The sequence below is a fragment of the Bartonella sp. CL63NXGY genome, assembly GCF_042194905.1.
Lineage (GTDB): Bacteria > Pseudomonadota > Alphaproteobacteria > Rhizobiales > Rhizobiaceae > Bartonella.
On record NZ_JBHINK010000097.1, the window covers coordinates 1 to 701 of the forward strand.

Annotated in this window: 1 protein-coding gene; it reads right to left on the reverse strand. The window is 41.4% G+C overall.

Translation table 11 applies throughout. The features are described 5' to 3' along the window. Nucleotides 1-701 (reverse strand): hypothetical protein (locus ACFIK0_RS09440; RefSeq protein WP_375663915.1); only part of this gene is annotated, 701 nt, incomplete at both ends.

The window sequence follows — 701 nt, forward strand, 5'->3', positions numbered from 1 at the left end:
AGGTTGCCACTAGATTGTATTACCCCCGAAACAGTTGGTTTATGAGAAAATGCTTGTGTGACAGTCTTTTCTGTCATGTGTGACCAGTTATTCCATTGATAGCGTTCTATATTACTGTTTGTCTTGTCATATTCCCAAGTAAATGCCTTATAGACTGTTCCATCTTTCAAAGTTGCCGTACCATAGGTTCCTTCTTTGTTATTCCAAAGTTGCCAATCAAACAGAAAGTCTCGGGGACCTTCAAACCCAAACTCTCTATCAGAAAGACTTCCACTACCCCAACGATCCCAGCCCATATCGTGATATAAATTCCGTTCATTGAGTAAATAATAACCCTCTGGTTTTTCGAATGAAATATCGCTATATTCCGTTTTTTCCGTGATGACAGGTGTGCTATCGGCTTTGTTTTTTAGAGTGTTGGTTTGGATATTTAAGTTTCCACCAGCTTGAATAAAGCCTGCTTTGTTCACAAGCGAAAGGCTTTTTCCGCTGCCATCTGCATTGGTGAAAGATAAATCACCTTCTGCCATTATGGCACCAAAATCATTCAACAAAGCACCATCAACTTGTAAAGCACCATTGCCCTTCACATAAATTAAGCCCGTTTTGTTGTTGGTCACATCCCCCGTCACGCTAAAGACTAAATCCTGCCCCGATGCCAATTGACCGCTATTTCCAAGCTCCCCCGTTTTGATCACGAA